We start from the raw sequence: 26,018 nt of genomic DNA on the forward strand, positions 1-26,018 counted from the left end.
ACATCTTTACTCATGGTCTATGCCCGCATTAGAAGTGAATTTTCGCCACAGCGCGTCCGCGACCTCTTCGGCGGTTGCTGCTTTGTCGCCTTGGGCTTGGCCGCGTGAGAAGTCGTCTAATCTGAGATAAAGTTCATAGTCATCTGCATCTATGTGGACAAATCCATTTGCTGTACCTGGTGCCGCTCGTCTTGAAAATGAAAACGCAATGTTGCTCGCGAAAAGCTCGGTATCGGCGCGTAGCGTGATGTTTGCTTCGCGGTTATTTGCCTTGTTTAAGGCGGTGCAGGTAAATGCAAGTTCGTTTATTTTTTCGAATCGCGCCCGTATCAGTTCACTGACTTGGTTGAGCTCATCGACTGAGGCGTGGAAAAATTGTTGAATCTTTGCAAATGATTCTCTGCGAAAATCATCCCGGTCGATAGAATCGAACTTCTTTTTTATGCGATAGGTTCGTGTCTCGGCTCGTGCGCGTTCACCTTGGATCTTCGGCAGCGGCTCCTCTGATTTCGATGTTTGTTGTTCGGCAGTTATTCGACGGAGTTCTGTGACTACATCGAGATAGGCAACGTTTTCATTCGTCCATGTCGAAATAGCTCTCCCGTCTTTGGGGATCGCTTTCAGTTTCCCGAGGGGAGTCGAGCGCCAATCGCAAGGTTCAAGGATAACAGGGACCACGCGCATCGTGCCATCAGCGTGGCGCTCAAGCGCAGATTTCATCTCCTGCTCATAGCAATATCTGGATGCGAGGAAGTCGGGGCTCACGAGAGCTAGAAAGAGATCGCTTTTGGCAAAACTAGAAGCAATCTCGTGGTCGATCTCCCCACCAGCTAAAATTTCCCTATCGTACCACGTCGAAATAGTCCCTTCTCGGGTCATCGTCGCCAGATGTGTATGGAGACGCTCTAGCGCTCTCTCATCACGGTGTGAGTATGAAATAAACGCCTTTGCCATCGTCGGTCCAGTCGGTACGAAGCTGGTGGGTGAGAACGTTTGTACTCTAAAAGAGCACGATTTGTTCCTTTGCGTCGAGGGCGGCGAGTTTGTCGCCGCCCTCTACCTCTAGTTAATCGATCAGCTGCACCCTGTCGTGCTTCCGCACGTGTCACACTTCATACACGTCCCATTCCGCACCAGCGTGAAGTTGCCGCACTCCGAGCACATCTCGCCTTCGTAGCCCTTGGCCTTGGCTTCGGCGCGGCGTTCGGCCTTGGAGGCGACTTGCGTCGCCGCGGTGCCGGCCTTGCTCCATTGCAGCGCTTCGAGCTTCTCGGTTGGCGAGAGGTCGTGCTGCGGCTCCTGCTTCAGGGCGGTGGCGCCTTCGAAGGAATCTCCTGATCGGGAGGAGGAGAGGGCGGAGACCCCACCCCGATCGCTCGCGCCGCTTCCGACCGTCCCGGTCGAAGAGGAGCCGGCCTGGGAGCCGCCGCGCATGACGACGAGGTTGTCGGTGCGGGAACGGGTCAGGCCGCGGGACAGGTACTTGCTGGCCTGGTTCTGCTGGGGCTCGCCGGTCATCTTGCCCTCGTCGACGCCGCGGCCGAGCGCGTCGAAATTGCTCTCGGAGGGATCGACATGGGCGAGGTCGAAGCGCGACATGTAGCTGACCGCGAGCTCGCGGAACACGTAGTCCAGGATCGAGGTGGCGTACTTGATGCTGTCGTTGCCCTGCACGGGGCCCGCCGGCTCGAAGCGGGTGAAGGTGAAGGCGTCGACATATTCGTCCAACGGCACGCCGTACTGGAGACCCAGCGACACCGCGATGGCGAAGTTGTTGATGAAGGAGCGCAGTGCTGCGCCCTCCTTGTGCATGTCGATGAAGATCTCGCCGAGACGGCCGTCATCATACTCGCCGGTGCGCAGGTACACCTTGTGGCCGCCGACGACCGCCTTCTGGGTGTAGCCCTTGCGGCGATCCGGCATCTTCTCGCGCTCGCGCATCACGACGATGCGCTCGACCAGCTTCTCGACGATCTTCTCCGAGACCTGCGTGGCGCGTGCGGCCATCGGCTTCTCGTAGAAGGACTCGACCGCATCGTCCTCGTCCTCATCATCGCTGATGAGCTGCGAGTTGAGCGGCTGCGACAGTTTCGAGCCGTCGCGGTAGAGCGCGTTGGCCTTCAGTGCGAGCTTCCAGGACAACAGATACGCCGCCTTGCAGTCCTCGACCGTGGCGTCGTTCGGCATGTTGATGGTCTTGGAGATCGCGCCCGAGATGAACGGCTGCGCCGCCGCCATCATGCGGATGTGGCTCTCGACCGAGAGATAGCGCTTGCCGACCTTGCCGCAGGGATTGGCGCAGTCGAACACCGCGTAATGCTCGGCCTTCAGATGCGGGGCGCCCTCGACCGTCATCGCGCCGCAGATGTGCACGTTGGCGGCCTCGATCTCGCGCTTGCTGAAGCCGATGGCGGCCAGCAGGTCGAAGCCCGGGGCGGCGATCGCCTCAGTCGAGACGCCGAGCTGCTTCACGATGAAGTCTTCGCCCAAGGTCCACTTGTTGAACACGAACTTGATGTCGAAGGCGGTCGGCAGCGCCTTCTCGACCTTGGCAATGGCTTCATCGGTGAAGCCCTTGGCCTTCAGGGTCGAGACGTTGACGCCGGGGGCGTTCGACAGCGAGCCGTGGCCGACCGCATAGGCCTCGATCTCGGCGATCTCGCTCTCGCGATAGCCGAGCACGCGGAGTGCTGCGGGAACGGCGCGGTTGATGATCTTGAAGTAGCCGCCGCCGGCCAGCTTCTTGAACTTCACCAGCGCGAAATCAGGCTCGATGCCGGTGGTGTCGCAATCCATCACGAGACCGATGGTGCCGGTCGGGGCGACCACGGTGACCTGGGCGTTGCGATAGCCGTTGGTCTCGCCGAGCGCGAGCGCGTCGTCCCAGGCCTGGATGGCGTGGCTGACGAGCGAGACCTGCGGGCAGTGCGCGTGGTCGAGCGGCACCGGGTTGACCGAGAGCGCCTCGTAGCCGGTCGCCTGGCCATGGGCGGCGCGGCGATGGTTGCGGATGACGCGCAGCATGTGCAGGGCGTTCTTCTTGTAGCCCGGGAAGGTGCCGAGCTCGCCGGCCATCTCGGCGGAGGTCTTGTAGGCGATGCCGGTCATGATGGCGCTGAGCGCGCCGCACAGCGCGCGGCCTTCCTTGCTGTCATAGGGCAGGCCCATGGTCATCAGGAGGCCGCCGATATTGGCGTAGCCCAGGCCGAGCGTGCGGAACTCATAAGACAGCTCGGCGATCGCCTTGGACGGGAACTGCGCCATCAGCACGGAGATCTCGAGCACGACCGTCCAGAGCCGGCAGAGATGCTCATAGGCTACGACGTCGAACTGCTTGGCCTTGATGTCGTAGAACGTCAGCAGGTTGGCGGAGGCGAGGTTGCACGCCGTGTCGTCCAGGAACATGTATTCCGAGCACGGATTGGAGGCGCGGATGTCACCGGACGCCTTGCAGGTGTGCCAGTCGTTCATCGTCGAGTTGAAGTGCAGGCCGGGATCGGCGCTAGCCCAGGCGGCGTGGCCGATCTTCTCCCAGAGGTCGCGTGCCTTGAGCGTCTTGACGATCTTCTTGTTGGTGCGGCCGACGAGATTCCAATCCCCGTCCGTTTCAACCGCGCGCAAAAAGTCGTCCTTCAGCGACACCGAGTTGTTGGAGTTCTGGCCGGAGACGGTGAGATAGGCTTCCGAATCCCAGTCGGTGTCGTAGATCGGGAAGTCGATGTCCTTGTAGCCCTGCTTGGCGAACTGGATCACCCGCTTGATGTAGTTGTCGGGCACCAGCGAACGGCGCGCGAGCTTGATCTCGCGGCGCAGCGCCGGGTTCTTCTCGGGATCGAAGCAGTCGTCGCCGGAGCCCTCGCAATTGACGCAGGCCTTCATCACGGCCTTCAGGTGCTTCTGGTTGATCTTGGAGCCGGTGACGAGGGCGGCGACCTTCTGCTCCTCCTTCACCTTCCAGTCGATATAGGCCTCGATGTCCGGATGGTCGGCGTCGACCACGACCATCTTGGCGGCGCGGCGCGTGGTGCCGCCCGACTTGATCGCGCCCGCGGCGCGGTCGCCGATCTTGAGGAAGCTCATCAGGCCGGACGAGCGGCCGCCGCCCGACAGCTTCTCGCCTTCGCCGCGCAGGCGGGAGAAGTTGGAGCCGGTGCCGGAGCCGTATTTGAACAGGCGCGCCTCGCGCACCCACAGGTCCATGATGCCGCCGTCATTGACCAAATCGTCCTCGACGCCCTGGATGAAGCAGGCATGCGGCTGCGGATGCTCGTAGGAGGATTTCGACTTGGTCAGCTTGCCGGTCTTGTAGTCGACGTAATAGTGGCCCTGGCCCGGGCCGTCGATGCCGTAGGCCCAGTGCAGACCGGTGTTGAACCATTGCGGCGAGTTCGGCGCGACCATCTGCTTGGCGAGCATGAAGCGCAGCTCGTCATAGAACGCCTGCGCGTCCTCCTCGGAGGAGAAGTAGCTGCCCTTCCAGCCCCAATAGGTCCAGCAGCCGGCGAGGCGGTCGAACACCTGCTTGGCGGAGCGCTCGCTGCCGTAGCGCTCGCTCTCGGGCAGCGCGGCGAGCGCGTCGGTGTCGGGCACCGAGCGCCACAGCCAGGACGGCACGCTCTCTTCCTCGACCTTCTTCAGGCGTGCGGCGACGCCGGCCTTCCGGAAATACTTCTGCGCCAGCACGTCGGAGGCGACCTGCGACCAGACCTGGGGGATCTCGACATTCTCGAGCCGGAACACCACCGAGCCATCCGGATTCTTGATCTCGGACGTGGTGAGGCGGAAGTCGATCCCTGCATAGGGAGACTGTCCTTCGGTGGTGTTGCGCCGTTCAATCCGCATCGGTCGAGCCCCAATTTGTTCTTGCCGGACCGCGTTTGGCGGCCGGGATCATTGCATCAGATGGCGACGACCGCGAGCCCCCGGGGATGCCGGGAGCTCATCTGCCGCCGCAGTTCAACCGGTCGCCCGGTCCGTCTGTCGTTCAGCCTTGGAAGGCGGAAGCTGCCGCGCCGTTGTCCGGCGTCTCGCCCGTCTTCCCCTGCCGGCGCGTGCAGCCCGTCCGCTGCCCGCTCCGTCTGTTTCTCAACGCACCACACTCAACGCGTCACGCGTGCCATCCTGCTCCGTCGTCCCTGCAGGGGAGCCCCCACATCTAGTGGGGTCCCAGGCGGACCATGGCTGCACGACCGCCCCAGCGCGGGACAGACGAGGCCGCGCACGCCGGGCCAGGTGGCCGGAAGCGTGATCGTCCTCGAACCCTCTGAGGGAAGCGGCCGGCCAGACCCGAAACATGACAGTGCGCCGAACCGGGCCGGAAGCTAGGACGACTCCGCTTCCCCCGTCAAGAACTAGTGGGGGTTCCCTAACCAAACACTAAATATGGGGGAAAGTACGGGATAACCAGGGCGTGTGCCGGTATCGTGATGGCCGTAACTATCGGCGAGTCCTCGCGGATTCGAAACCGAAAAAATTTGTGCGGCGGCCTGTCCACAGGGCTTCGTCCCGCTGTTCACAGGGGCAAATTTATTCGCGTGCAAATCGCGGGTTTGGCTTGCATCGGCGGGACTCACGGGCGCTTGCGGGAGGGGCGCGGGGCAGGCATGCCCCACAATCCCTGGTGGGACCGGGAAAACGCCGGCAAGCTGGCCCTCCCACAGACGGCGCCGGTGATTCCATGACAGACACACATAAGGCCAGCGGGCGAATCGCGCCCGCCGGGCTGATGTTCCTTGCCATCACCTCGCTCGGCTGGGGCTTCAACTGGCCGGTCACCAAGCACCTCGTCGGCGTGCTGCCGCCTTTGACCCTGCGCGGCTCCACCGGCATGGTCGGCGCAGCCCTCCTGGCGCTGCTCGCGCTCGTCAGCAGCCAGAGCCTGGCCGTGCCGCGCGAGGTCTGGCCGCGGCTCGTGCTGGCCGGCCTGCTCAACGTCACGGCGTGGATGGTGCTGATGGGGCTGGCGCTGCTGTGGCTGCCGGCCGGCGAGGCGGCCCTGATCGCCTATACGATGCCGGTGTGGGCCTCGCTGCTGGCCTGGCCGATCCTCGGCGAGCGGCCGACGGCCTTGCGTGTGCTGGCGCTGGTGATGGCGTTCGCGGGGCTCGGCGCGATCATGGGCGCCAACGGGCTGTCGGCGAGCCGCGACAAGCTGCCGGGCATCCTGATGGTGCTGGGCGGCGCGTTCGGCTTCGCGCTCGGCACGGTCATGGCCAAGAAGCTGCCGATCAGGCTGCCGCCGCTGTCGGCGGCGGCCTGGCAGATCGGGGTCGGCTGCGTGCCGATCGTGCTGGTCGGATTCGCCGTCGAGCATTCCGACTGGACGAAGCTCGATTCTCTCGACTGGGCGCTGATGTTCTATTCCACCGTGATCCAGTTCTGCGTCGCCTATGTCGCCTGGTTCGCGGCGCTGTCGCGGTTGCCCGCGTCGGTGGCGGCGATCGGCACCATGGCGGTGCCGGTGATCGGTGTCGTCGCCTCGGCGATCGCGCTGCGCGAGCCGCTCGGGGCAGGGCAGCTGGCAGCGCTCGCCTTCACGCTCGCGGCGGTGGCGCTGGCGACGCGGGGCTGAGCGCCCGTACGCTCCATCGGGACTTGTCCGGCTCCGTCATGGATTGTTCCGCCGACCAGACGCCGCGCCCATCGAGGTATGGCTCTCAGTTCGCTCGCGCGGGCCAGCGGAAGACGGCGCCGGGGCATCGCGCCCGTCGAGCAGGGCCAGCCGCACCATCTGGGCGAGCTCGGACTTGCGATAGGGCTTCGTGAGCAGAAGCGCGCTATGATCGATGCGGCCGTGCTCGACCATGGCATTGTCGGTGTAACCGGACGTGTACAGCACCTTGGTGCCCGGCCGTTGTCGGAGCGTTTCCTCCGCGAGTTCCTTGCCGTTGATGCCGCCGGGCATGATCACATCAGTGAAGAGCAGATCGAAGGGGTGTCCGGCTTCCATCTTGGCCAGCGCCTCGACGCCGGTCGACGCGGTGATCGTCTTGTAGCCCAGGCTCTGCAGCTGCGAGACGACGAAATCCTGCACCAGCGGATCGTCCTCGACGACGAAGATCGTTTCCTCGCCGCGCAGCGGCTGCGGCTCGGGTACAGCGGGGCTTGCGGCCTGGCCCTTGGGCGCGGGGATGTAGAGCCGGATCGTGGTGCCCTTGCCCTCCTCGCTGTAGATCTTGATGTGACCACCGGATTGCTTGATGAAGCCATAGACCATGCTGAGGCCGAGGCCCGAGCCCTTGCCGGCTTCCCTGGTCGTGAAAAAGGGCTCGAAGGCGCGATCGCGGACCTCGGTCGACATGCCGGTGCCGGTGTCGCTGACGGCGACCATGACGTAGGGACCGGGAACCACGCCGGCATTGGCTGCGGCATAGGTTTCGTCGAGCACGACCCGGCGCGATTCCAGCAGCAGCCTGCCGCCATTGGGCATCGCGTCGCGGGCGTTGATGGCCATGTTGACGAGCGAATTGGCGAGCTGGGCCGAGTCAATATGGGCGATCAGCTCTTCCTCTTCGAGGATCGAATTGATCTCGATCTGCTCGCCGAGCGTGGGGCGCAACAGCTTGGCGATGTCGAGGATGGTGCTGTTCACGTCGCTGTCGCGCGGGTGCAGCGGCTGCTTGCGCGCGAAGGCGAGCAGATGCCGGATCAGCTCGCTGCAGCGGTCCGCGGCCTGCCCGATCAGTGCGGCCGTCGCGGCAGCGGCCGGACGGTCTCTGACCTCGTCGGCAAGGGTTTCGATCGTGCCGGTGATGATCGTGAGCATGTTGTTGAAATCGTGCGCGACGCCTCCGGTGAGCTTGCCGATCGCGTCGAGTTTCTGTGCCTGATGCAGCAGACGCTCGGTTTCGTGCGCCATGGTGATGTCGTGATAGACCATGGCTGCGCCGGTGATGCGTCCGTTCGCATCGCGCAGCGGGCGCCCGCTCACCATCAGCCGCAGTGTCTCGCCGCGATCCTGCAGGTGGACGATGAGTTCGCGGCGGTCGAACGTCTCTCCACGCAACGCCCGCGGCGTCGGCAGATCCTGGTCCGCGACCAGCGTAAGGCCCTCGTTCTCGTAGACGCAAAGGCTTGCACGAACGTCGGACAACTTCCTGCCGGGACGATAGCCGAGCAGGCGTTCCACGGCAGGATTTGAGAACACGACGCCGTCCGCGGCGTCGATCACGAGGACGCCTTCCGCCATGCTGTTGAACGTGCTCTGCAGGATCTCCACCGAGTGGCGCAGCTTTTCGTGGGCCGCAACCAGATCGAGATGCTGCTGCTCGGCCTTTTCTGCCAGCGAACTCGCTTCGGCCTCGGACCGGACCAGCGAGGCGCGCAGCCTCCGGTCATCGAGATAGGCACGCCGGATGACGTATCCGGCGATCGCCAGCAGGAGTGCCAGGCCGCACAAGTCGATCGTGAGCAGCAGCGAGCCGGTGGCCTTCGACGTCGCCGAGCGCTGCGCGAGCAGTTGGCGCTGGTCGGCAATGAAGCGATCGAGGTTTGCCGTGATCGCCGCCATCGTGGTCGGGCCTTCGGACCTGATTCCGAGCGCCTGGAGCCCTGCGCGATCCGACGCGGCGCGCAGGCGGATCAATTCCGCTGCGAGTGCGACCCTCCGCCCGATGAGCGTCTCGGTCTGGGCGAGAAGCTCGACTGATTTGGGGCTGTCGCTTACGGCCCGCTGCAGATCGGCCAGCGCCGGCGGAAGCTTCGCGCTGACTTCGGCGAACTCGGCGCGAAACTGCTCAGCGTCGGTGAGAGCGAAGCCGCGCGAGGAGGCCTCCGCTTCGCGCAGCAGCAGGCGCAGATCGGACGTTTTCTGCAAGATATCGAGAGACGAGTCGACCCAGGCGGCGTCGTGGCGGGACTTGATGTCCAGCGCCGTGGACGCGGCGCCGATCGCCAGCAGCGTTCCAAGACCGAGCGCCAGGGCAAGACGCTGACGAATCATCCACGTATCTCGATCATCGGCATACCCGTCCGCTACCCTCCGGATTCACGCGAGGGTCTCGCGCTGCCGGTGCTCGAATACACCTGGGTTCGAAGCGACGATGGTGTGTTTGCAAGGCGCGCCTCTCTAATTAGTCGAATTCCCGGCGCGGCCGACGGCGGCAGGCGCAACACCGGCTCGCCGCGATTTGTGCGGCGCGGATCTGCGGAAAACGGTCCGTTCATTTTGCAGAGATCGATGTCCTCGCCAGCGGCCCGTCCGGGCAGAATCACAAGCGTAAATAATGGACCGGAACGTGCAATACATCTGCACGCCGGGGGGCACAATGTGGAAATTTCTGTTCGGAAATCGGCTGAAGAATGCGGCTGCTAGCAACTAGCAACCCTGATTTGCCTCGTGACGGAGGCGGCGAGGTGGATACCTCGCCGCCTCCGAAGGAGATCGTGCGGACGCTATGTCTTACGGGCAGGGATGACGAAGCCCGTCATAGCCGAGGTAGGTGCCGGACGCCGGATCATAGGAGCGGTAACGCTGTGCGCAGTAGCTCGGGTCAACTCCCTCGCCCCCCACGACGGCAACAGGTGCCGAGTCGTCATAGTACGAGTCGTCGGCGTAGTAATCCTGTCCGTAGTAATAGGGATCGTTGTAGTAGGCATAGGAGCCGCCCAGCGCGCCGCCCACGACGGCACCTGCGGCCACGCCTGGCCAGAACCCGCCACCGCGGTGGTGCCAGCCACCGCCGTGTCCGCCACGCCAGCCGCCGCCACCATTCCAATTGCCACCGCCAAAACCGCGGCCGCCGCCGTTGTTCACGGCGACGTTGGCTCCAGGCCCCGGACCTCGACTAGCAAAGGCTGCGCCGCCGCCCATTCCGCCGCGCGACGCGAACCCTCCGCCACCGCCGAAGCCGCCATGGCTGCCGGCAAACCCACCGCCGCCCGGCCCGCCGCGGCCGCCGCCACCGATGGCTGCGCCGCCGCCGCCCGGGGCGCCGCGGCCGCCACCACCACCCATGGCTGCGCCGCCACCGCCGCCCGGACCGCCGCCGCCATGGCCACCGGGTCCTTGTGCGAAGCTCGTCGTCGCTGCTGCCAGCGGCAGAATCAGCGCTACGGCCGCTGCCGCGCTCAATCTCTTCAGGTTGTTCATCGATGTCGCTCCATCAGGGGGGGAAAGTGATCTAACCGCAGGCAGGGGATGTCGTTCCCCCGGCGGACCTCTGACGTGACGCAAGACAGGCAGGCGCACGGATATGGTTGGGACCCTGAGGCGGGCAACACTGGACAAGTCGTGGGCGGGGTGGCATCAGAGCCGGACCGTCACAACATCGGCCCGAGCGCATGAAACAGTTTTTTCTCAAGCTCTTCACGTGGTGGAACGGCCAGACCTTCGGCACGCAGCTGTGGACCTGGCGTTTCGGCGAGCTGGTGGGACAGGACGCGCAGGGCAACCGCTATTATCGGACTGCCGGCGGCAAGATTGATCCGGTGCTGCATTTCGAGCGTCGTTGGGTGATCTATAACGGTCTGGCTGAAGCCAGCCGCATTCCGCCCGACTGGCATGGCTGGATGCATCACACGGTCGACGTGCCGCCGACGCAGGACGGCTACAAGCCGCGCGAGTGGGAAAAGCCGCATCAGCCCAACCTGACCGGCACGCCGCTCGCCTATCGTCCGGCCGGCTCGACCCTGGCCAGCGGCCGCCGTCCGAAGGCAACCGGCGATTATCAGCCCTGGACGCCGGGCAGCTGATTCGATTTCTTGTGGATGATCGCATCAGAAGAGGCCGTCCGGAACTTCGGGCGGCCTCTTTGCTGTCCGGAACCTGAGCCCGCGGCGCTACGTTGCGCTATTCCTGAGAACTGCCGCCGCGCGCTCCGCCGCCTCGGCCCGCCGCTGCTGGAACGGCGCGATCCGCTCAAGCATCCGTGAAAGCACCTCTGGGGGCGCCGTGTCGGGCGAGCCGGCGGCGAAAGGCGGGGCGGGGTATTCGAGCCTGAGCTGGATCGCTTCCGCCGTCTGGCGGTCGACCAGCCGCGACACCAGTGTCAGCGCGAAATCGATGCCCGCGGTGACGCCACCACCGGTGATGCGGTTGCGGTCGATGCAGACCCGTTCGGTGCTGACGGTCGCGCCGAACAGCGGCAGGCACTCGCGCGCACTCCAATGCGTCGCCGCGCGATAGCCGTCGAGCAGGCCGGCAGCACCGAGCGCAAGCGAGCCCGTGCACACCGACGTGATGTACTTTGCCCCTTCGGCCTGGCGGCGGATGAAGCCGAGGACCTCGTCGTCGTCGAGGATCGCATCGACGCCGAAGCCGCCGGGAATGCAGATCACGTCAGTTTGCGGACACTCGGCGAAGGTCGTGGTCGGCAACAGCGTGAGAACCGAGTCGGTCGGGATCGGTTCGATTCTCTTCCAGACCAGATGAAGCGTCGCACCGGGCACGCTGGAGAACACCTGAAGCGGCCCGGTCAGATCGAGCTGCGTGAGGTGGGGAAACAACAAAAGGGCGATCGAAAGCGGTTCGGCCATGGGCGTGTCCCTACGAGAAAGGTTGACGCCGGCGATCCTGCATGATGGAGTTGGCGTCTGATATGCCAAAGTTCCCTCTATTTCGGACATTGGGTCGGAGGCCTCGACCGAGATGATCGGCGTCCTCATCTTTCCTGACTTCCAGTTGCTCGACGCCGCGGGACCGATCTCGGTGTTCGAGATCGCTGCGTGCTATGCGCATGCCGCACCGACGATTCGCGTGGTCGCGGCCGCACCCGGGCCGGTGCGCTCCTCGTCGGGTGTGGAAATGCTGGCGCGCAAGTTCGGCCCCGTCTCGGCGTTCACCACGCTGCTGATCGCCGGCGGCGACGGGGTCGAGGCTGCGAGCCGCAACGCGTGCACCCTCAACTTCGTCCGCAAGGTCGCGCACCGGGGCACCCGCGTGGCCAGCGTCTGCTCCGGCGCGTTCGTGCTCGCCGAAGCGGGCCTGCTGGACGGGAGGCGTGCGACCACGCATTGGCAGCGCACGCGGCAGTTCCTGCGCACCTATCCGAATGTGCGGCTCGAGCCGGACAGCATCTATGTGCGTGACGGCAATTTCTGGAGCTCGGCAGGGATCACGGCCGGCATCGATCTCGCGCTCGCCATGGTCGCCGAGGATCACGGCGAGGAGATCGCGCAGAAGACGGCGCGCCAGCTCGTGCTCTATCATCGCCGCAGCGGCGGTCAGTCACAATTCTCCTCTCTGCTGGAGCTGAAGGCGCCTGGCGGGCGCTTCGCCGATCTTCTGACCTGGGCGCGCGAGCATCTCGATGCGCCCTTGACCGTCGAGGACCTGGCCGAGCGTGTCGGCATGAGCGCGCGGCATTTCACCCGCGCCTTCGTCGCGGAAACGGGCACCACGCCGTCGAAGGCGATCGAACGTCTGCGGCTCGAGGTCGCGCGCGATCGCGTGCAGGCTTCGCACCAGCCGATCGAGCTGGTCGCCGAAGCCACCGGTTTTCGTGATCCCGAGCGGATGCGGCGCGCCTTCATCCGCGCCTTCGGCCAGCCACCTCAGGCGCTGCGGCGCGCAGCGCGTACCGTCGCCGCCGGTTGATCTGAGTCAGCCGGCAAGAGAACTTCGGACGAGTATCCGACGGCCGCTACGATCCCGGCAGCGGCGAATTCCTCACGCCTGCGGCCAGGCGCGCCGCTACGACGCGTCAGACAACCTCGCGAGCGAGGCCTCGCGGCTTGACGCCCGACGATCTCGTCGACATCGCCGTGGTCAACGGACTGCACTTCCACGCCGCCGGCACGGGCGTGGCCTTCCATCTGATCTGAGCCCTGTCGGAATTCGGCCAGGCTCGGCGTGGTCTGCATCGGCCAGATCCACGAACGCACAGCTGAATTCTATCGTAGTGCGGTCGAGGTCCTCGATGGGACGCTTGACCACAACTTAATCAATTTAAAGTTGTGTATCGACCTGACGTCGCGCATACTGTTCGCACTGCCCACTCCGAATGGAGGATACGATGCGTGTATTTCTGTCTGTGATTTTGTTGTTGGCGGCTTCGATGGTCGGCCTCGGCAGCGCCTTCGCCGCGAAGGCGGACGTCACCGGGATGTGCGTCTGCAAGAAGGGCAGCAACGTTCTCAACACCTACAGCGAGACGCAATGCGTGAAGAACGATCATGCGGGCTGCACTTCCGTGAAGGTGGCCTGCGTGAACGCCTATGCGACCACATGCTCGACGGCTGGGGGCACGATTTCCCAATCGACAAAGAAATGCAGCGTCGGCGCGAAGTGCTGAGCGGCCCGATCGAGCAGCCCGCCCCGGGTTGTCTGAACGGCTGAGCTGAGAGGCAGTCCCGCGCGGCGGACATCGGTGCATGTCTGTCCGCGTGTTGGCATTGGCAGGCCTGAGACCTATAGTCCGCCCCGCGAAACAAGGGGCAGACCTGGAATCCATGGCTGTAACCATCATCACCGGCAGCGGGGCCGGCATCGGCGCAGCCGTGGCGCGCCGTGTGGCTGCACCGGGTCAGGCCATCATGTTGCACGGGCAGGGCGCCGACGAGGCTGGCCTCGCGCGTTTGCAGGCGGTCGCCGGCGAATGCCGGCAGGCCGGCGCCGAGGTCGGCTTTCACAGCGGCGACCTCGCGCGCGCCGGGACCGCGGCGGAGCTGGTCGAGGCGGCGCGCAAGGCGTTCGGCCGCGTCGATGCGCTGGTGCATGCCGCCGGCTTCGCCGATCGCCGCAGCTTTCGCGACCTGCCGCGCGATGGGCTCGAGCGGTCGCTGGCGGTGATGCCGGCCGCTTTTCATGAGCTCGCCAGCGCCGCGCTGCCTGACCTGCTGCAGAGCGCGCAGGCGCGTGTCGTCGCCATCTCCAGCTTCGTCGCGCACCGCTTCGTGCCCGGCGGCACCTTTCCCGCCTCGGCCGCGGCCAAGGCCGCGCTGGAGGCGCTGGTGAAGTGTCTCGCCATCGAACTCGCTGCTACCGCCGGGACTGCGAATGTCGTGGTGCCCGGCTATACCCGCAAGGACGAAGGCCGGCTCGGCTCGTTGGATCCCGCCGCCTGGCAGAGGGCGGCAGCGGCCAATCCGCAAGGACGGCTGGCGGAGCCGGACGATATCGCGGCCGCCACGCGCTTCCTGCTGTCGGCCGAAGCGCGCCATGTTACGGGCGCCGTGCTGCCGGTCGATGGCGGCCTGACCCTGATGTAAATGGATCGAGAGGCGATGGAGAGCGTGCAGCAGACAGCCGACGTGGTCGTGCTGGGAGCGGGGATCGTCGGCGTCTCCTCGGCCTATGCGATCCGGGAGCGCGGCCTCTCGGTCGTGCTGGTCGACCGCAAGGCGCCGGGCGAGGAGACGTCGTACGGCAATGCCGGCATTCTCTCCAGCGGCTCGATCCTGCCGCTCAACAAGCCCTCGCTGTTATCAGCGCTGCCATCCTATCTCGGCAACCGGAATGCGGCGCTGCGCTGGGATCCAGCCTGGACGTTGCGCAATGCCGAATGGGTGCTGCGCTTCCTCGCCAATGCGGTGGAGTCGCGGGTCAGGCCGCGCGCGACCGCGCTGCACGGCCTGATCGGCGCGTCGCTGAAGCTGCATCGCGACTGGATCGTCCGGGCAGGCGAGCCGCAGCGCATCCGCGAGACGGGATGGCTGAAGGCATGGCGCAGCGAGGCGCTGGCCGCCGCCAGGGAAGAGCAGGCGGTCCTGGCCGACTACGGCATCAAGAGCGAGCTGCTCGACCGCCAGGCGATCTCCGCGCTCGAGCCCAACATGCTGCCGGTCTACAAGGTCGGCCTGCTGCACAGCCAGACGGCGTCCGTGGATTCGCCGGGCAACGTCACCAAGGCCTATGCGCGGATGTTCGAGGGCGCCGGCGGCGCGTTGCGCCAGTCCGAGATCAGGGCGCTGTTGCCTGATCAGGACGGCTGGCGCGTGGTGCTCGGCGACGGCGAGGTCCGCGCGCGCCATGTCGTGGTCGCGCTCGGGCCGTGGTCGCCGGATGTCCTGCGGCCGCTCGGCTATCGGGTGCCGATGGCATTCGAGCGCGGCTATCACCAGGAGTTCACGCCGAACCCGGGACGAACGCTGCTGCGTCCGATCCATGACGCCGAGGGCAGCTTCCTGATGACTCCGATGGAGAACGGCGTGCGCGTCACCTCCGGCGTCGAGCTGACCGATCGCGATGCGCCCTCCAATTTCGCCCAGCTCGAGCAGGTGGTGCCGCTGGCGCGCGGCGTGGTCGAGTTCGGCGAGCCGGTGGCTCAGCCCTGGCGCGGGGCGCGGCCGACCCTGCCGGATTCGCTGCCGATGATCGGGCCGGCGCCACGGCATTCCGGCCTGTGGCTTGCATTCGGCAATCAGCACATCGGCTTCACCACGGGGCCGGCCACGGGCGCGGCGATCGCCGCGATGATCGCGGGCGAGGCGCCGTCCTTCGACGCGTCGGCGTTCGCTCCGAGCCGGTATCTGTGATGGGCCGGCACAATCGGCGGCGCCATCGCGCCGGGCTCGGAGCTTGAATGAACTACACCTGGGATTTCGCCATCCTCGCCAAGTACAGCCATCTGTTCTGGGTGGGGCTGGGCTGGACCATGGCCTATACGCTCGGCACCATCCTGCTCGGCTCGGCCATCGGGCTGTTCGTCGGCATCATCAGGCTGCGCCGCCCCGTCGTCATCGACTGGCTGCTGATCGCCTATATCGAACTGTTCCGCTGCACGCCGCTGCTGGTGCAGATCATCTGGTTCTACTACGCGTTTCCGGTGGTGATCGGTGTCAACATTCCCGCGCATGTCGCCGCCGTCACCGTGCTGTCGCTCTATGGCGGGGCGTTCTACGCCGAGATCGTGCGCGGCAGCATCGAGAGCGTGCCGCGCGGCCAATGGGATGCGGCGCGCGCGCTGGGCTTGCGTCCATGGCGGATGATGCGGCTCGTGATCCTGCCGCAGGCGTTGAAGCCGATGCTCGCGCCCTACGTCAACCAGTCGGTGACGCAGCTGAAGAACACCTCGCTGGTGTCGGTGATCGCGGTGCCCGATCTCGTCTACAACGCCACTCTGATCAACGCCGATACCTACCGCCCGCTCGAGGTCTACACCATCATCGCGCTGATCTATTTCGCGATCCTGTTTCCGGCCACCCTGCTGGGCCGGCGGTTCGAGCGCGGCATGAGCTACGACAAGGCGTGACCCATCGGCCGTCATTGCGAGGAGCGAAGCGACGAAGCAATCCAGAGCTACGTCGGGACTCTGGATTGCTTCGCTTCGCTCGCAATGACGGCGGAGGGGGTCGTGAAGTCCGTCAGATGCTCAATTCGACCGGCACGTCCTCGGACTTGACGCCGGCAAGGCCCAGACCCTTGACGAACCATTCGCGCATCTGGCCGATGCCGCGGTTGTAGTCGATCCACACCGCGAGGAAGTCGCGCCAGCGCTTGTCGGACTCGCGGCGCACGCCCATGCTGGAGGGAATTGCGACCGAGGGCGACTGCAGGATCTTGTAGGTGCCGAGATTGGGATTCTTGGCGATCGCGGTGAGGCCTAGGATCAGCGCGTTGACGACGACGTCGACGCGGCCGGACGCCATCTCCAGCATCACCTCGTCGCGCGACTTCAGCGACTTGATCGTGGCATTGGGGGCAAAACGCCGCGCCACCGCCTCGTTGGCCGAGCCGACGTCGACGGCGATTCTGACCTCGGGCTTGTTGATGTCGGCCCAGGTCTTGGCCTCCAGGCCCTTCTTCAGCATGGCGCCGAACGGGTGCGGAAACACCGTGCCGCAGAAGTCGATGACCAGCGCGCGCTGCGGCGTCGGGTTGAGCGCGAAGCCGAGGTCGATCTTGCCGGCCTGCAGGTCGAGCACCGAATTGCCGTAGGTCGATTCGACATATTCGAGCTTCACGTCGAGCAGCTTGGCGATGTCGTTGGCCATCTCGATCGAGAAGCCCGACCAGGTGCCCGAGGCGAGATCCTTGTTGAAATAGGGCAGCTCGCCCGGCAGCACGGCGATGCGCAGCACCTTGTTGGCGCGGACGCGGTCGAGCGTGTTGTCGGCCGCCGCTTGCGCTGATGCCGGGCTCGCCGTGATGGCGGACGCGAGCGCGGCGCCGGAGCCGATCGCGAGCGCGTAGCGCAGTGCGTCGCGGCGGTCTTCGGAAATCCTCTGGTCGTCTGAAGTGGTCACATAATCCTCCTGCACCAATCGGCGCGGAGCGTAGCGTCGGCTCCGCGCGCCAGCAACCAGCATGTCGGACCTGTTAGCAATCGGTGGCGCCGACCAGTCATGCGGAAAGGTGGCCGGGGGGCTCGTTTATAGGCTGCGATGCCTCATTCCCGTGCACGGCTGATCAAGTCGTGATCGGTCTCACCAGGCGGAAGCTGCTTGTTGCGCAGGCGCTCAGCGAACGGCCGCAATAGCTGCGGCGCAAGGTGAATCGGGAACTGACTCATCGCGAAGTAGAGCCAGGTCGTGCCCGGTATTGCGCCCTCGGTGGCGGCCAGCATGAGGCCCATGTTGCGCAGCGAGACCATCATGCCGAGCGCCATCGCCCGTTCGCGGCCAGCGCTGTAAAACAGCAGCATCGTGGTACCGAGCAGCAGGAAGAACACCGCGAACGCCAGCACCGCCAGTCCCAACATGCGGAACGGGCCCGCGACCAGGTCGGCCAGGAAGTGGGCCATGATGGCCGAGGCGAACACGAACAGGATGCAGATGTTGAAGCCGTCGATCGGCGCACGGTGGCGCCGGATCGCCGTGATGCCGAAGGCGAGGCGAATGACAGTCGCGACAGCCACGGCGCCAGCGAGGATGCCGGCGAGCTTCAGCCCCAGTGCGGCCGGGGACAGCGACAGCGTCTGGCCGAGCAAGGCATAGGCGAACAGCGGCGCCGTCAGCGGCACCAGCGCGGTCGAGGTCACCAGCGTGATCAGCACCAGCGTCGCATCGAGCCCCATCAGCGCCGCCAGCGCGGGAGAGGCCATCATCGGCGACGCCGTCGCCTGCAGCATGAGGGCGAGGTAGAGATCCGGTGCCGCGGCATCGACGGCCGTGATGCGCGCGAGGGTGCCGACCAGCGCCGGAACGGCGATCGTGGTCCAGGCGGTCGCAGCGATCACCAGCGCAGGACGTCTGAGGTGCGCGCGGAGCATCGCGACGTCGACGCGCATGAAGGAGATGCAGAGCAGCAGGAAGATGGCCTCGGTGACGTAGGGGCGCGTCAGCGCCCCGACCGGCGGCACCGCGATGGCGACGAGGAGCACCGCGGCGATGGCGCGTGTGCCCTGATTGCCAAGCCAGCTCAGGGCTTGCAGGGGAAAAGCGAGAGGCCCGGAGGATGGCATCAGTATTCCAAGCGATGTGAATCAATGAACGCGCGAACCATGCGTTGGTCGCGCGTTCCGGCAAAGTCACATCTCGTTACCGATGATGTCGGCGCCCTGCGAGTACGCCGAACGCCGAACTCTCCTGCACATCACTGCGCGCTGGAGCCGCCCACCACGATCTTCTCGTTGAGCTTGAAATCGACGATCTGCACCGTCTGGTCGATCTCGGCACTGGGCATGCCGATCTGCTGCGCGATCAGCTTCACCAAGAGGTCGACCCGCTCGATGAAGGGCGCGCCGGCAGCGACCGCGCGCGCAGCCGACGAGGGTTTCAGCAGGCTCTCGGCGGCCTTGGCGTATTTCTCGAACGGCACCTGGTCGCTCGGATCGGCGCCGAGCTTGCGCGCGATCGCGTCGACATGCTCGTAGATCGACTTCGACAGCGCGAGATTGCCGTGCACGGCGTCGCGGATCGCCTGCGGCTCGCCGCGCGTGATGCAGCGGTAGTTGCCGGTCAGCAGCATCGACCACTTCGCCAGCGGCACGAACAGCGAGTCGAACACCTTCAGCTTGACCGGCACGTCATGGCCGTCGAGCGTGACGGCGTCGATGTCGCGCTCGAGCTCGCGCAGCAACGCGTTGTGCGTCGCGTCCTCGAAGGCGGCGGCCTTGAAGTTCGTCGGCAGGCCGACATGCAGCACGTTGGCGGCTTCCTCCGGCGGACGGAAGGCCTGCGGATCCGGCGAGCACAGCGTCACCAGGCCGGGCGTGAAGCGCTCCCACACCTTGGCGTTGGTATAGGCCTCTTCGAGATCGCTGTCGGCCAGCGCCGGGATGCGCTTGAGGTAGGGCAGCGGCGGCATGTTCATGATCGAGAGACACGGCAGCTTGGCCTCTGCGATCTTGACCATCAGGACACGGATGGTGTGGTTGGTGTATTGCGGCTCCTGCATCGCAAGACCGACGAGGTCGTAGCGCGACAGGTCGACAGTGTCGGGCGAGGCGGCGTCGAGCTTGCCGGTCAGGTCGCGCGAGAAGATGGAGCGATGCGTCGGCTCGTCGCGCAGCTTGATGCGGACTTCAGTGCCCTCGCGGTTGATCAGCTCGGCGGTCTTCTTGCGGCAGACCAGCGTCACGTTGTGGCCGGCCATCAACAGCTTGGTGGCCAGCAGGGAGCCGTAGGAGGCTCCGAGGATCAGAATGTTGCGCGCCATACCTTGGTCTTCCCCAGAGATTCATTCGCGATTTTTATTGGCGATCCAGCCGCACCGTGGAGTCCGTCAGACGCCCAAAAAGGGCGGACGAGGGCGGTAACCCATTGCCTCGATTGCTGGCATACCAGAGCCTACATCACATGGAATGAGCTGTCTGGCAAGGTGCGGCGCACGCGTGCGCCATCCGGCGCGGGTGGCTGAATCGGCGGCCGTCCCCCGAGGCAATGGTGGAGCGGATTGCAACGTCGGGCGTCTCAGCTGAGCGCCATGTAACGCCCGGGCTTGTGGTTGATCGCGATGATGACGTTGACGATCACGATGCCCAGGATCGACAGCGCGAGCCGGTCGACCGGGATCACGAAAAAGGCGGCGATCATGATGACGAAGTCGACGGCAAGCTGGAAATAGCCGGCGCGGACGTTCCAGTGCTCCTGCAGATAGAGCGCCAGGATGTTGACGCCGCCGAGCCCGGTGCGGTGGCGGAACAGCATCAGCAGCCCGGTCCCCGTAAGGCCGGCGCCGATCACGGTCGCGTAGATCGGATCGATATAGCCGATGTCGACCCAGGATGCCGTCAGCCGCGAGAACACCGCGACGAGGCCGACCGCGACGAAGGTGCGGACCGTGAACGGCCAGCCCATGCGCCGGACAGCCAGCACATAGAAGGGCAGGTTGATCAGGAAGAAACAGAGCCCGAAGCCGTAGCCGCTGATGTAGCTGAGCAGCAGCGACAGGCCTGCAGTGCTGCCGACCAGCAGCACCGTCTTGCTGTAGATCAGCATGCCCAGCGATACGAACAGCGTGCCGAAGGTGAGCGCCATCGCGTCTTCGTAGAGCTTGTGCCGCTCCTGAACTATATCCGTCACGCGTTGCCCTCTCGCCCGCGAGCGCTCACAGCGCCTTGAACAGGCCGGCGACGCGCGCGACGTCGGCGAGCTTCAGCCCGGCGACATTGATGCGGCCGGAGGTCGGCATGTACACACCGCTCTTCTCACGTAAGGCCAGGACCTCGGCCGGGGTGACCGGCAGCAGCGAGAACATGCCTTCCTGCACGCCGATGGCGACGGTGTTCGACCAGCGTCCGCCCAGCGCCTCGGCAAAGGAGCGGCGCAGCGTCGCAAGGCGCAGGCGCATCGACTCCAGCTCCTCGCTCCAGTCCTGCCGAAGATCGGGGCTGTCGAGGATGGTCTTCACGATCGCCGAGCCGTGGTCCGGCGGCATCGAATAGCTCGTGCGGGCGATCGCCACGAGATTGGAGCGCGCGGTGTCGGCCGTCGCCGGCGATGCCGCGACGGTGTAGAGGGCACCGGTGCGTTCACGATAGAGGCCGAAGGATTTCGAACAGGACACTGCGACCAGCGCCTCGGGCACGGCAGCGATCATGGCCCGCAGCCCCGCCACGTCGCCTTCGAGGCCGGCGCCAAACCCCTGGTAGGCCGAGTCGATCAGCGGCACGAGCCCGCGCTCAGCGATGACGGCGGTGATGCGTGTCCAGGCGTCGGCGGTCAGCACGGCGCCGCTAGGATTGTGGCAGCACGCATGGATGAGCACGGCATCGCCCGGCTGGGCGCGCTGCAGCGCCTCCATCATGCTGTCGAGCAGGATCGTCTGCGAGGTCACGTCGAAGAACGGGTAGGTCTCGATCGCGAGACCCGCGGCCGCGAAGATGCCGGCGTGGTTCGGCCAGCTCGGCAGCCCGAGCCAGATCCTGCCGGTGCCGGCCTGGCGGATCAGGTCGGCTGCGAGACGCAGCGCGCCGGACCCGCCGGGCGTCTGCACGCCTGCGGCATGGACCGACGGCTTGAGACCGCCGACCAGCGACCACAACAGGTCGAGGAAGCGCTGGTCGCCCTCCGGCGCCACATAGCCCTTGCTGTCCTGGCTCTCCCAGATCAGGCGCTCCGCGGCCTTCACCGCGCGGAAGATCGGTGAATGGCCGGCCTCGTCGCGATAGACGCCGACGCCCAGATCGACCTTGTCCGTCCTCGGATCGGCCTTGAAGATGCCGATCAGGGCAAGGAGCGGATCATCGGGCTGGCGGCTCAATCGTTCGAACATCAAGGGCATTCCTGTTGGTGCAGCCGGGCTGGTCGGCCATGACCCGTCCTCGCGGGCGGTCGGACACTATCTTGGTTGCAGCGCAAGAACAGCGGAAATTTCGCCGACGCTTGGCTTCCTTTGCGCGCACGGGGAAACCCTCCAGCGGGATCGCCGGCAAAGCTGATCGTTGTCCCCTATCAATGAACTGGAGAACAGGCGTCAGAGGGCGCGCATGAATGCAAAATCTGACAGGCGAGGTTACTGTTGTGGCCGGCTTGCAGCCGCGCCTTTGCTTGGCGACTTCACAATGCAGCGCTCAAGTTTGTCCTCGTTGTCTTAGTGCCGCGAGGTCTCATGGTTGCCTCTGTGGCGGATGAATCTCACCTTCATCACCTTCGTCGTCGGTCTTTCTGGCGTGCTTGGCGGCGAGTTGAGATCGAACCTTGCCATCGACTTTGCGCCCGGTGGCACGCTTCCACTTCCGGAGTTCGTCGGCCGTCAGAACGACTTTCACGACCTGCTCTTTGAGAGGGCTGCCCAGGCCTTCGATGGTAGCCTGAGCGCTGGCCAGCCATTCCTCGTAGGTGTCGTGCAGATCTGGACAGATCTGCTTGATATCCTCCCATTCTTCGGGCCTGTACCAGGCGAGCGCGATCATTATGGTTGATGGTTCCTTGGTCATCCTGCCTTCCTGCCGGCTGTGGTGTGGGTGGCAACTCAAGCCGGTGCGGTCCCGAATGCCTGCGCTCCGCCGTCGAGCTGTTTCAACCAAGCGCCGATGTCACGCGCTGCGACGTTGGCCTGGTCCAGCAATTTGCCCATCGTAAAGAAGCCGTGGAACTGGCCCGGATGCGTCCGGTGCGTCACTGGTACACCGGCCTCGCGCAGGCGCCGCGCATAGTCGTCGCCTTCGTCGCGCAGCGGGTCGGCGCCGGCGGTGAGCACATAGGCTGGGGGCAGGCCGACCAGCGTCTCCGCTTTTGCCGGTGAGGCCCGCCAGTCGTGCACGTCGGCGGCGCTGTTGAGATAGTGGTCGCGAAACCAGCGGATCACCGAATGCGTCAGCAGCACGCTGGTCTCGGGCTCGCTGTGCGAGGGATGGTTCATCGTGAAGTCGGTCGCCGGATAGATCAGGACCTGGCCGGACAGCAGCGGGCCGTTGCCGTCACGCGCTGCGAGCGCGACCACGGCGGCGAGATTGCCGCCCGCGGAATCGCCGCCGACGCTGAGGCGGGAGGCGTCGATGCCGAGCGCAGCCGCATTGTCCGCCACCCATTGTGTCGCCGCGACCGCATCGTCGATCGCGGCCGGAAACTTGTGCTCGGGCGCAAGGCGATAGTCGACCGAGATGACGATGAGCTCGCCCTCATTGGCGAGCGCGCGGCATACGACATCGTGCGAATCCAGATTGCCGATTACCCAGCCGCCGCCGTGGAAGAACACCAGCGCCGGCGCGAGTCCTTCTGTTTGTCGCAGCGTCTTGGGGCGATACAGCCGGGAGGGGATTGCGCCATGCGGGGCGGGGATGGCGAGCTCCTTGACCTCGGCGAGCTCCGGCGGCTCGGGATTGCTCACCGTGCGCGCGGCGAGATAGTAGTCGCGCGCCTCCGCGGGCGTCAGGGTCTCATAGGCCGGACGGCCGGCCTCCTGAAACGCCTTGTAGACGGCTGCGGCATCGGCATCGAGCTGGACGGGCATGGACAATGAACCTGCTGAGTTGAGGGGATGTCAGGCGGCGGTGCGGCCGCCGTCGACGGTGTAGGCGGCGCCGGAGACGTAGCTCGCGTCGTCGGAGGCGAGGAAGGCGACGATCGATGCCACCTCAGAGCCCAGGCCGAGCCGGCGCGCGGGGACGCGGTCGACGACCTTTTCGGACGGAGCAGGCGCCCCGCTGCGGCCCTCGATGATCGCGCTCAGCATGCGGCTCTCGATCAGGCCGGGACAGACGCAGTTCACGCGCACGTTCGTGCCGGTGCATTCCCAGGCCGCGCTCTTGGTCAGGCCGATGACCGCATGCTTGCTGGCGCTATAGACGGCGATCTGCGGCGAGCCGAACAGGCCGGCGATCGAGGCGGTATTGATGATCGAGCCGCGGTTCTGCTTCAGCATGACGGGCAGCACGTGCTTCAGGCCGAGGAATACGCCGACGACGTTGACGTCGAGCACGCGGCGGAACGTATCGAGCGGATAGTCCGTGATCGGCCTGATCTCACCCTCGACGCCGGCATTGTTGAAGAACACATCGATGGTTCCAAGCCGATCGCAGGCGCGTCGCACGTAGGCCGCGACCTGCTCCTCGTCGGTGACGTCGGCACCGATCGCCAGCGCTTCCGCGCTTGCGGGCAGAGAGGCGATGGCATCCTTGAGATCCTGCTCTCGCCGGTCAACGGCAACGATGCGAGCGCCGCGTGCAGCCAGCAGCCGCATGGTCGCCGCGCCGATCACGCCGGCTGCGCCGGTAACGACGGCGATCCTGCCGTCGAGACGAATCGAATCCGTCATTCGCTTCCTTCCCTTGTTCTTCCCTTGCCGCCGGTTCCGTGGCGCCGGCCTTGTCGCGTGTTGGTTTCACGCTATCTTCTGAGCATGCGACTATCTCATTGGATGAACTGCGTGACCAGCTCGCGGTGCGCTGGTAAGTCGCCCTTTCCCCGCCGTATTCCGCATGTTAACGGAGAGGCTGATCGAGAGCGGCGGATGGGACAGGACGCCATTACACTGTCCGGAACCCCGATTCGCCTGACAAAGCCCCGCGAGATGCATCGAAACATTGCCCTGACCGCTCTCGCAGCCTTCGTGGCCGCCACCTCCATGGCGCTGGTGGCCGTGCCTGCGCGCGCGCAGATCGGCACCATCTTCTCCGACCCTGTTCCGCGTCCGCCCGGCAACATTCCGCGCCGCGGAGAACCGCTTCCCCCGCCGCCGGAGGAGGAGGAAGAGATCCCGGAGCTGCCGCAGGGACGCGTGCTGCCGGCGCCGACCCGTCCGCCGCCAGGGCAGGGCGCAGCCCTTCCGGGACCGGTGCAGTCCCAGCCTCTCGCGCCGCCGCCGGCAGCGATGCCGCCAAACAATCCGCCGGTCGCGGTCGCGCCGCCCTCCGCGCAGCCGGGTGCCGTGCCGGCGCCGGGCGGCAATGTCGCCCAGCCCGGTCAGCGTCAGCTGCCGCCGCGCGGCGCGCCCCAGAATGCGGCGGTCCCGCCGAACGGGGCCGTGCCGCAGACGCCTGCGACGCTGCAGCCGGGCGACGAGGTGGTGACCGAGCCGCCGGCGCAGAAGATCGTGAACAAGAAGGCGAGCTTCTCCGGCCTCGACAAGATCACCGGCCGCATCATCAATTTCGACGAGGACGTCGGCGAGACCGTGCAATTCGGCGCGCTCAGGGTGAAGACCGACGCCTGCTACACCCGGCCGGCCACCGAAGCCGCGAATACCGATGCGTTCGTCCAGGTCGACGAGATCACCTTGCAGGGCGAGGTGAAGCGCATCTTCTCGGGCTGGATGTTCGCGGCAAGCCCCGGCCTGCACGGCGTCGAGCACCCGGTCTACGACATCTGGCTGGTCGACTGCAAAGAGCCGCAGACCACGGTGGTGAGCGCGGCGCCCGATCAGAAGCCCACGGCTCAACCGGCGCAGAAGCGGCCGCCGCAGCAGAAGCAGGCGGCACCCAGGCCCCAGCCGCCGCAGCAGCCACAGCAGTATCAGACCCAGCAGATGCCGCCGCCTCCGCCACCCCAGGCGGGTGGGCCGTTCGGCGGGGTGTTCAGGTAGTGCCGGTCAGCCGCGCGCGGCGATGATGGCCAGCGCCTCGCTGCCGGGGATCGGCTGGTCGACCGGAAGCCTCGCAAAATTAGCCGCTGGTCCCGTCAGCGCCTTTTCGAGCAGCGCGGTATAGCGCCGCCGCGGGATCTCGACGGCGCCGAAGGTCTTGAGGTGCTCGGTGACATATTGGGTGTCGAGCAGCTCGAAGCCGCCCGCGATCAGCCGCGCCACGAGATGCACCAGCGCCACCTTCGAGGCGTCGCGGGTGCGATGGAACATGCTCTCGCCGAAGAAGGCCCGGCCCAGGCTGACGCCATAAAGGCCACCGACGAGTTCGCCGTCCTGCCAGCATTCGACGCTGTGGCAATGGCCGAGCGCATAGAGGCCGCTGTAGAGCTCGCGGATGCGCCGGTTGATCCAGGTGTCCTCGCGGCCGGGCTGCGGCTCGGCGCAGCCATCCATGACCGCCTTGAAGGCCTGGTTCACGGTCACCACGAAGGTGTCGGAGCGCACCGTGCGGGCCAGCCGCGACGCCACGCGAAACCCATCGAGCGGAATCAGGCCGCGCAGCTCCGGCTCGACCCAGAACAGCGTCGGATCGTCGGCACTTTCGGCCATCGGGAAGATGCCGCAGGCATAGGCACGCAGCAGGACCTCGGGCGTAATCTCGGACGCTGCGGAGTCGCGCGAATTCATGACGGCAGCTTAGCAGGATGCCATGAGCAACGCGATGGTCTGTTGG

Annotated in this window: 22 protein-coding genes; 8 read left to right on the forward strand and 14 right to left on the reverse strand. The window is 65.7% G+C overall.

Going from position 1 to position 26,018, the window contains the following annotated elements:
• Nucleotides 1–6: 6 nt before the first annotated feature.
• The gene (locus tag LQG66_RS03535) at nucleotides 7–954 is read right to left on the reverse strand and encodes a toll/interleukin-1 receptor domain-containing protein (RefSeq protein WP_231323462.1); all 948 of its coding nucleotides are present in this window, start codon (nucleotides 952–954) and stop codon (nucleotides 7–9) included.
• A gap of 120 nt (nucleotides 955–1,074) precedes the next feature.
• On the reverse strand, nucleotides 1,075–4,842 hold the full coding sequence (locus LQG66_RS03540) for a vitamin B12-dependent ribonucleotide reductase (protein ID WP_231323464.1): 3,768 nt from the start codon (nucleotides 4,840–4,842) through the stop codon (nucleotides 1,075–1,077).
• 835 nt (nucleotides 4,843–5,677) lie between these two features.
• On the opposite strand from LQG66_RS03540, the gene LQG66_RS03545 reads away from it, so the two are divergent.
• Nucleotides 5,678–6,571 (forward strand): DMT family transporter, encoded by an 894-nt coding sequence (locus LQG66_RS03545; RefSeq protein WP_231323466.1) that lies wholly within the window; start codon nucleotides 5,678–5,680, stop codon nucleotides 6,569–6,571.
• A gap of 36 nt (nucleotides 6,572–6,607) precedes the next feature.
• Here the strand turns inward: LQG66_RS03545 and LQG66_RS03550 are convergent, their stop codons facing one another.
• Together LQG66_RS03550 and LQG66_RS03555 are read right to left on the reverse strand one after the other, a co-directional pair.
• Nucleotides 6,608–8,941: a CHASE3 domain-containing protein gene (locus tag LQG66_RS03550; RefSeq protein ID WP_231323468.1), complete on the reverse strand. Its 2,334-nt coding sequence runs from the start codon at nucleotides 8,939–8,941 to the stop codon at nucleotides 6,608–6,610.
• Nucleotides 8,942–9,400: 459 nt separating this feature from the next.
• Nucleotides 9,401–10,090: a BA14K family protein gene (locus tag LQG66_RS03555; protein WP_231323470.1), complete on the reverse strand. Its 690-nt coding sequence runs from the start codon at nucleotides 10,088–10,090 to the stop codon at nucleotides 9,401–9,403.
• A 191-nt stretch (nucleotides 10,091–10,281) separates the two neighbouring features.
• On the opposite strand from LQG66_RS03555, the gene LQG66_RS03560 reads away from it, so the two are divergent.
• On the forward strand, nucleotides 10,282–10,692 hold the full coding sequence (locus LQG66_RS03560; protein WP_231323472.1) for an NADH:ubiquinone oxidoreductase subunit NDUFA12: 411 nt from the start codon (nucleotides 10,282–10,284) through the stop codon (nucleotides 10,690–10,692).
• An 87-nt stretch (nucleotides 10,693–10,779) separates the two neighbouring features.
• Here the strand turns inward: LQG66_RS03560 and LQG66_RS03565 are convergent, their stop codons facing one another.
• Nucleotides 10,780–11,475 carry a DJ-1/PfpI family protein gene (locus LQG66_RS03565; protein WP_231323474.1) on the reverse strand — a complete coding sequence of 232 codons (696 nt, stop codon included), beginning with the start codon at nucleotides 11,473–11,475 and terminating at the stop codon, nucleotides 10,780–10,782.
• 112 nt (nucleotides 11,476–11,587) lie between these two features.
• Between LQG66_RS03565 and LQG66_RS03570 the strand changes: the two genes are divergently transcribed.
• From LQG66_RS03570 to LQG66_RS03590, 5 genes are all read left to right on the forward strand, one after another.
• Nucleotides 11,588–12,535, forward strand: a complete 948-nt coding sequence (locus LQG66_RS03570; RefSeq protein ID WP_231323476.1) for a GlxA family transcriptional regulator — start codon at nucleotides 11,588–11,590, stop codon at nucleotides 12,533–12,535.
• Between the two features lie 418 nt (nucleotides 12,536–12,953).
• Nucleotides 12,954–13,232 (forward strand): hypothetical protein, encoded by a 279-nt coding sequence (locus LQG66_RS03575; protein ID WP_231323479.1) that lies wholly within the window; start codon nucleotides 12,954–12,956, stop codon nucleotides 13,230–13,232.
• A 157-nt stretch (nucleotides 13,233–13,389) separates the two neighbouring features.
• Complete coding sequence (locus LQG66_RS03580) at nucleotides 13,390–14,148, forward strand: SDR family NAD(P)-dependent oxidoreductase (RefSeq protein WP_231323481.1); 759 nt, start codon at nucleotides 13,390–13,392, stop codon at nucleotides 14,146–14,148.
• A gap of 15 nt (nucleotides 14,149–14,163) precedes the next feature.
• Nucleotides 14,164–15,414 carry an NAD(P)/FAD-dependent oxidoreductase gene (locus tag LQG66_RS03585; RefSeq protein ID WP_231323483.1) on the forward strand — a complete coding sequence of 417 codons (1,251 nt, stop codon included), beginning with the start codon at nucleotides 14,164–14,166 and terminating at the stop codon, nucleotides 15,412–15,414.
• A 47-nt stretch (nucleotides 15,415–15,461) separates the two neighbouring features.
• Entirely contained in the window at nucleotides 15,462–16,130 is a 669-nt protein-coding gene (locus LQG66_RS03590) for an amino acid ABC transporter permease (RefSeq protein ID WP_231323486.1), read from the forward strand.
• A gap of 112 nt (nucleotides 16,131–16,242) precedes the next feature.
• On the opposite strand, the gene LQG66_RS03595 is transcribed toward LQG66_RS03590, so the two are convergent.
• The 8 genes from LQG66_RS03595 to LQG66_RS03630 form a co-directional block, all read right to left on the reverse strand.
• On the reverse strand, nucleotides 16,243–17,124 hold the full coding sequence (locus LQG66_RS03595; protein WP_231323488.1) for a transporter substrate-binding domain-containing protein: 882 nt from the start codon (nucleotides 17,122–17,124) through the stop codon (nucleotides 16,243–16,245).
• A 143-nt stretch (nucleotides 17,125–17,267) separates the two neighbouring features.
• The gene (locus tag LQG66_RS03600; protein WP_231323490.1) at nucleotides 17,268–18,281 is read right to left on the reverse strand and encodes a Na+-dependent transporter; all 1,014 of its coding nucleotides are present in this window, start codon (nucleotides 18,279–18,281) and stop codon (nucleotides 17,268–17,270) included.
• Between the two features lie 131 nt (nucleotides 18,282–18,412).
• Nucleotides 18,413–19,477, reverse strand: a complete 1,065-nt coding sequence (locus tag LQG66_RS03605) for a ketopantoate reductase family protein (protein ID WP_231323492.1) — start codon at nucleotides 19,475–19,477, stop codon at nucleotides 18,413–18,415.
• Nucleotides 19,478–19,731: 254 nt separating this feature from the next.
• Nucleotides 19,732–20,343: a YitT family protein gene (locus LQG66_RS03610; RefSeq protein ID WP_231323493.1), complete on the reverse strand. Its 612-nt coding sequence runs from the start codon at nucleotides 20,341–20,343 to the stop codon at nucleotides 19,732–19,734.
• A 25-nt stretch (nucleotides 20,344–20,368) separates the two neighbouring features.
• Entirely contained in the window at nucleotides 20,369–21,535 is a 1,167-nt protein-coding gene (locus LQG66_RS03615) for an amino acid aminotransferase (protein WP_231323495.1), read from the reverse strand.
• A 334-nt stretch (nucleotides 21,536–21,869) separates the two neighbouring features.
• Nucleotides 21,870–22,199: a hypothetical protein gene (locus LQG66_RS03620; protein ID WP_231323497.1), complete on the reverse strand. Its 330-nt coding sequence runs from the start codon at nucleotides 22,197–22,199 to the stop codon at nucleotides 21,870–21,872.
• A 35-nt stretch (nucleotides 22,200–22,234) separates the two neighbouring features.
• On the reverse strand, nucleotides 22,235–23,215 hold the full coding sequence (locus tag LQG66_RS03625) for an alpha/beta hydrolase (protein WP_231327681.1): 981 nt from the start codon (nucleotides 23,213–23,215) through the stop codon (nucleotides 22,235–22,237).
• Nucleotides 23,216–23,245: 30 nt separating this feature from the next.
• Complete coding sequence (locus LQG66_RS03630; RefSeq protein ID WP_231323498.1) at nucleotides 23,246–24,019, reverse strand: SDR family NAD(P)-dependent oxidoreductase; 774 nt, start codon at nucleotides 24,017–24,019, stop codon at nucleotides 23,246–23,248.
• Between the two features lie 255 nt (nucleotides 24,020–24,274).
• Between LQG66_RS03630 and LQG66_RS03635 the strand changes: the two genes are divergently transcribed.
• Entirely contained in the window at nucleotides 24,275–25,285 is a 1,011-nt protein-coding gene (locus tag LQG66_RS03635; protein ID WP_231323500.1) for a DUF2155 domain-containing protein, read from the forward strand.
• 6 nt (nucleotides 25,286–25,291) lie between these two features.
• On the opposite strand, the gene aat is transcribed toward LQG66_RS03635, so the two are convergent.
• The gene (aat, locus tag LQG66_RS03640; RefSeq protein WP_231323502.1) at nucleotides 25,292–25,972 is read right to left on the reverse strand and encodes a leucyl/phenylalanyl-tRNA--protein transferase; all 681 of its coding nucleotides are present in this window, start codon (nucleotides 25,970–25,972) and stop codon (nucleotides 25,292–25,294) included.
• Between the last annotated feature and the right edge of the window lie 46 nt (nucleotides 25,973–26,018).

Origin of the sequence: Bradyrhizobium ontarionense, assembly GCF_021088345.1 — a bacterium.
Taxonomy (GTDB): Bacteria; Pseudomonadota; Alphaproteobacteria; order Rhizobiales; family Xanthobacteraceae; genus Bradyrhizobium; species Bradyrhizobium ontarionense.